Source organism: Microcoleus sp. Pol17C6 (assembly GCF_036701145.1).
Lineage (GTDB): Bacteria > Cyanobacteriota > Cyanobacteriia > Cyanobacteriales > Microcoleaceae > Microcoleus.
Genome location: NZ_JAUBQH010000025.1, coordinates 81371 through 87674, shown reverse-complemented (window position 1 = coordinate 87674; position 6304 = coordinate 81371). Strand labels below are relative to the sequence as shown.

The 6304-nt window shown below is 44.1% G+C and carries 5 protein-coding genes and 1 pseudogene; all 6 read left to right on the top strand.

Annotated elements, in window-relative coordinates:
• Nucleotides 1-274 (top strand): annotated as a pseudogene (locus QUA25_RS14650) (efflux RND transporter periplasmic adaptor subunit); the annotation flags it as partial.
• A gap of 65 nt (nt 275-339) precedes the next feature.
• The gene (locus tag QUA25_RS14645) at nt 340-3465 is read left to right on the top strand and encodes an efflux RND transporter permease subunit (protein WP_333038997.1); all 3126 of its coding nucleotides are present in this window, start codon (nt 340-342) and stop codon (nt 3463-3465) included.
• Nucleotides 3466-3520: 55 nt separating this feature from the next.
• Nucleotides 3521-3997: a DUF2808 domain-containing protein gene (locus QUA25_RS14640; RefSeq protein ID WP_333038994.1), complete on the top strand. Its 477-nt coding sequence runs from the start codon at nt 3521-3523 to the stop codon at nt 3995-3997.
• A gap of 101 nt (nt 3998-4098) precedes the next feature.
• Complete coding sequence (locus tag QUA25_RS14635; protein ID WP_333038991.1) at nt 4099-4593, top strand: hypothetical protein; 495 nt, start codon at nt 4099-4101, stop codon at nt 4591-4593.
• A 50-nt stretch (nt 4594-4643) separates the two neighbouring features.
• The gene (locus QUA25_RS14630; protein ID WP_333038990.1) at nt 4644-5567 is read left to right on the top strand and encodes a cation diffusion facilitator family transporter; all 924 of its coding nucleotides are present in this window, start codon (nt 4644-4646) and stop codon (nt 5565-5567) included.
• 246 nt (nt 5568-5813) lie between these two features.
• Entirely contained in the window at nt 5814-6281 is a 468-nt protein-coding gene (locus tag QUA25_RS14625) for a hypothetical protein (RefSeq protein WP_333038986.1), read from the top strand.
• Nucleotides 6282-6304 lie beyond the last annotated feature (23 nt).

Sequence of the window (6304 nt, the reverse complement as noted above, 5' to 3'; positions counted from 1 at the left end):
TCCAAAGGTAACAGAGGTTAATTTTAATAATTTACCCGTGTCTTTATGGTGGGCGGGAATAGGGGGAGGAGTTGCGATCGCATCCCTGACTTTCACAGCCGGCGTGTTGTGGGGAAATCGGCGCAAATTGCCAGCAATAGCAGCGGATTCTGGAAACAATACCCGAAACAATAGTTTTTCCGCCTCTGCACCGGCGTTGGACAATGAACTGCTGTTACACAATGACAACCATCACGTTAAAATTCAAGAGGAAGAAGTCAAGAGTTTGAAGTAAACAATTGCTTGAATATAGCAATTTAATGGGCAGAAGTATGTATCTATTAACTCAAAGCTAATAAAATGTTCAGCACAATTCTTAGATGGGTAATTAACCGCCGCTGGCTAGTCGTTCTCGCCACCATTATTATTAGTCTTTGGACATTTTCTATCATTCCCCAAATGTCGCTGGATGTCTTCCCTCCTTTTGCACCCCCGCAAGTCGAAATTCAGACGGAAGCACCGGGGCTCGCGCCGGAAGAAATCGAGTCTTTAGTAACACTACCGATCGAAAGTGCAATTAACGGAACTCCTGGAGTAACAGCAGTGCGATCGTCTTCCGCTGTGGGTCTTTCTGCCGTTAAGGTAATCTTTGATTGGCAAACTGACATTTATCAAGCGCGCCAGTTGATAACAGAACGGTTACAGCAAGCTCAAAGCAAACTCCCGACTGGGGTAGAAACACCGCAAATCTCTCCGACAACTTCACCTGTCGGTCTGGTGATTACCTATGCTTTTACCTCGGAAACTACTCCTTTGATGGAAGTGCGCCGTCTGGTTGACTGGCAAGTCACAAACCGCCTTTTAGGCGTGACTGGCGTTGCCCAAGTCGTGGCTTATGGTGGCGATCAGAAGCAATATCAAGTATTAGTAGAACCTGCCAAGTTAAAAGCTTTTAATGTGTCGTTGCAGCAAGTTGCCGAAGCGACAGCGGCTGCGAATGTTAACGCGCCGGGGGGGTATTTAATTACACCGGATCGAGAAACTTTAATCCGGGGGGTGGGGCGAATTGAGTCTGTGGAAGATTTGCAGCAATCTGCGATCGCCTCTCGGCAAGGAACAGTCGTCAGAATTGCTGATGTCGCTGATGTCAAGGTTGGTGCTGCAATCAAGCGGGGCGACGGCAGCTTTAACGGCAAAAAAGCTGTGATTGTGATGGTAAACAGACAGCCAGTTGCTGATACTCCAGCGGTAACGAAAGCGGTTGAGGCAGCAATGGCTGAGGTGAAGGAAGCTCTGCCAAAAGATATTAAAGTTACTGTCACTTTCCGACAGGAAGAATATATTAATTCCTCGGTGGAAAATGTGCGATCGGCTTTAGTTGAAGGCAGTATTATCGTCACCCTTATTCTCATCCCATTTTTGATGAATTGGCGCACTCTGGCGGTTGTTTTGCTGGATTTCTTTCTGACTTGGCTGTTGGCGCTTCTGGCGATGAATTGGCTGGGGCTGGGATTAAATACGATGACTTTGGGTGGTTTGTCGGTGGCGATCGGCACTGCGATCGACGATGCGATCGTCTATGCCGAAAATACCTACCGCAATTTGAGAGAAAATACGTCTTCTCTTCATCCGCGTCCTGTGATGGATGTGATTTTTGATGGCAGTCAGGAGGTGCGCGATTCGTTAATTGGAGCGACTGTTATTGGGATTGTGGTGTTTTCTCCTATTTTTACTTTACCCGGTATAGAAGGTCGAGTTTTTACGCCGATGGGGATTACTTATTTGGTAGTTGTTGTGATTTCTAGTCTGGAATCGCTGTTAATATCTCCGGCCCTTTGCGCTATTTTATTGCCCAACAAACGTATGAGTGGTAAAGAACCTTGGTTGCCGAGATTTTGCAAGCATATTTATCATTCTTGTATCAGGATATCAATGCGTTACTCGGCGATTATTTTAGCTTTTGCTGCTGCTAGTATGGTGGCGGCATTAATTATTTTGCCATCCTTTGGACGGGTGTTTTTGCCTGAGTTTCAGGAGCAAACTTTGGTAAATACTATTCAGCTTTATCCGGGTGTATCTTTGGAGACAACAGATAGCGCGGCTTTTGCTATTGAAGATGCACTTAAGGATGATAGCAGGTTTGAATACGTGCAAGTGCGATCGGGCAGAGCTCCGGGAGATGCGGATGCTGCGGGAGTCAATTTAGCTCACATTGATATCGGTTTGACCGAGGCAGGCATGAAAAATAGACCGAAAACTTTGGAGGCGCTGCGGCAGGAATTTGCTAAATTGCCGGGAGTTGCACCAAATATCGGCGGTTTTATTTCTCACCGGATGGATGAGGTTTTATCTGGTGTCAGAAGTCAGATTGCTGTCAAAATCTTTGGCCCGGATTTGGATCAGCTTCGCAGCCTCGGTGCCCAAGTTGGAGAGCAAATGAAAACAGTTGAAGGAATTGTGGATTTGCAACTCGAACCCCAGGTGCCAGTGCCACAAATTCAAATTAAGTTTGACCGCCAAGCTGCGGGTAGATACGGTTTGAAAATCGGAGAGCTTTCTGAAATAATTGAGACAGCTTTAAACGGCAAAGTTGTTTCTCAAGTTTTGGAGGCGCAGCAAACTTTTGACTTAGTTGTTTGGTTGCAGCCTGAAGCCCGAAATAACTTAGAAACTATTCAGAATTTGTTGGTTGATACTCCAAGCGGTAATAAAATTCCCCTAGCCCAAGTTGCTACTGTAAAATACGGTACGGGGCCAAATACGATTAACCGCGAGAATGTTTCTCGCTTAATTGTAGCAGCAGCTAATGCTAAAGGTAGGGATTTGCGAGCAGTTGTGAATGAAATTCAAGCTAAAGTCAAACGAGAGGTAGAGTTGCCTTTTGGCTATTTTATCCAGTACGGCGGTCAATTTGAAGCAGAACAAAGAGCTTCGCAAAATATTATGATATTTAGTGGGATCTCTTTTCTTGTAATTACAGTATTGATGTACATTTCGGTCAAGTCAATTCCTTCAACTGCTATGATTATGATTAATTTGCCACTCGGATTAGTGGGAGGAGTAATCGCGGTAGCTTTGACTGGTGGCATCATCTCTGTAGCTTCTTTAGTTGGCTTTGTGACTTTATTTGGCGTTGCCACCCGCAACGGCTTGCTTTTAGTAGACAATTACAACACTAAATTGGCAGAGGGAATGCCTTTTAAGGAAGCAATTATTAAAGGCTCGATGGAACGGCTCAATGCTATTTTGATGACTGCTTCAACTTCAGCTTTAGGTTTAGCACCTTTAGCATTAGAAGGCGGGGCGGGAAAAGAAATCCTGCAACCTCTGTCAGTAGTAGTTTTAGGCGGATTGTTTACTTCTACAGCATTAACGCTGCTGGTGTTACCCGCGTTGTACGCCAAGTTTGGAAGATTCTTAGTGCCTAAACAAACACCGCCCGTTTCTGACAACGGAAAGGTAGTTCAAGCCGTTTTTGAGAAGTGATTTTCGCGGTATATTATTCAGATTTTCTCATTCGTTTATGTCCCAAAGAATCAAAATGAAGAAAATACTAATTAAGGCGGTTGCATTGACTTTAGCTAGTACAGTTTTAATGGCTCCTAGCTATGCAAGTTTCGAGACAGATGAGAGTAGGCTTTCCAATGTTGACGGAGACGTGTACTCTTCCCCCACTCGCTGGCGGCTTGTCAAACAAACTTTCGTATTACACTTTCCTGAAAACAGCAACCCTGTTACCCAGATAATTATTGCCACTCCACCCAATGTCGCTGTGAGTAATGATATTGAGGTGCTGGAACACAAGGGTAAGAAAATTAGCATTAATGTTTCTGTCAAGGGCAAAAATATTATATTAGACTTCCTTGAACCCGTCGCCCCTGGCAGCAGGATTAATATTAATTTAAACAAAGTTAAACAACCCATTCTTGATTCTACTTCTATGTACCGATTTTCAGCTAAAGTCGTTGGTAGTGACACAGAGATTCCCATAGGTGTAGCTGAGTTTCGCACAGATTAATTAATCTAAAGATTGGCATTAATTCTTAGGGGAGTATGCAAGATAAATATGATGTAAAATTTGTTAAGATTACTGATCATTGAATACAAGGAGTAAAGCACATGAATTTTTTCAAATCAGGCTTGATTGTTCTAGGAAGTGTGGGTCTGCTTTTCTTAGGAGCTTGTGGGAACAGCAACCCAAGCGCCAATTCAGATGCTAGTTCTACTGGTGCCCAGCCTGCTAAGTCCGAGGCGTCCGATGGAGCAGCAAAAAAAGAGTCCTCTACCCATGCCGGCGCGTTTCACAAAGGCGCTCAAGTTGTCGAGTCAGCTCCCTATCACTTAGAGTTTATCTCTGAAAAAGAAGATAATGGAACTCGTTTAGATTTCCATCTTCTAAAAGAAGAAAATAACGAAGAAATCTCTAATGCTAAAGTAACGGCTCAAATTCAGCTACCTGATGGTAGTCAAAAGACACTTCCCATGACCTATGGAGCTCAAGAAAAAAGCTACACGGCTTTGCTTCCTGGAAAGGCAGCGGGTCAGTATCAGGTGAAAATTACGTCGGATATTGGCGGGAAAAAAGTAGACGGTCGCTTTAGTTTTAAGCAGTAATTTTTTCCTGTTGGGTAGGGCAAGAAAAACAAGCTTTAAGGGTAGTGATCATGTCTCACAATCACAGTCACGGAGGACACGGACACGACCACGGTGGTAATTACAATCGTGCCTTTGCCATCAGCATTGCACTCAACACGGGGTTTGTCATCATTGAGGCAGTTTATGGCATCCTTGCCAATTCCCTTGCCCTACTTGCCGATGCAGGTCACAATTTGAGTGATGTTTTAGGTCTGCTACTGGCTTGGGGAGCAACTATTCTTGCCCGTCGGCGACCGACAGCACGCCACACCTATGGGCTGCGTCGTTCTTCCATTTTGGCGGCTCTGTTGAACGCTATTCTCCTGCTGGTAGCTTCAGGGGCGATCGCTTGGGAAGCTATTCAACGTTTTTCAGAACCAAGCTCAGTATCAGGCGATACAATTATTGGCGTTGCAGCCGTAGGCATCGCTATTAATACGGGAAGTGCCTTAATGTTTATGGCCGATCGTCATAATGACTTGAACATCAGAGGCGCGTTCCTCCACCTGATTGCGGATGCAGCGGTATCTTTGGGTGCGGTGCTAGCTGGCATCGCTATTGTGGCAACTGGCTGGCTTTGGTTTGACCCTATTATGAGCTTGATTATTGTTGTTGTTATTGTTTTAGGGACTTGGCAATTGTTCCAAGAATCCCTCAACTTAATAACAGATGCCGTACCAGCAAGCATTGACCCCCTTGCAGTCCGCACTTATTTAGCTGGACTCTCTGGCGTAACTGGTGTTCACGACCTTCATATTTGGGCAATGAGTACAACTGAGACAGCCCTCACAGCTCACTTGGTGATGCCTACAGCTTATACCGGTGATGCTTTTTTAGTGCAGGTAAATCGAGAGCTGCACGACCTTTTTGGTATTGAGCACACTACGCTCCAAGTAGAAACTGGCGATCCGAGTTATCCTTGTCCTCTTGCTCAAGAAAATGTTGTGTTGTGAGTATAAAAAATATCTTGATACACACTATTCTCGATCCTATCCCATCGCACCCTCGGCAGTAGCAACTTACCACAACAAGAATGAATAGTTTCTTTTAAAAATCTGATTTCTGGATAAATGTGCTTCAAAGGTCAAAAATTTCATCCTGATTTCATCTTAATATGTCAATTTAGATAATAACAGAGTCCTTTACTAAGGAGTCTGAGGCTTGATTAATGAAATCGGTTGTCATACAGGAGTGAAATAATGAAAAGGCTAATCTGTTCGGCTGCTGTAGCTTTGGCTCTCACAGTTCCCATTGCTGCTGACTATGCCAGTGCCAGCATAGGATCTACTCCTCATATCGATGGAGCTGTACAATTTCCTCAAACTCGGGCAAGGATTGTTCGGCATACGATTAGGTTGCACATTCCTCAAGCCCGTAGCCCTCTTTCTCATCTGATTATTGATGTTCCAAAGGGGTTAATAGTCAGCAACAATATCACTTTAACAGACAATGTGAAAGGAAAAATTAATGCGGACTTTTCTATTGTAGACAACCAAATTATAGTAAAACTTTCTCAACCGCTTACGTCAGAATCCAAGCTTAAACTTGTTTTGAACGATGTAAGAATAAGAGGTGTTTCTAACGCTTGGCTATACCGAATTTCTGCTAAATCTGTTGGAGTTAATGGAGAGATTCCAATGGGTTTCGCTCAAATTCATGTCTATTGATAGGAAGATTTTTGTTGCAGACA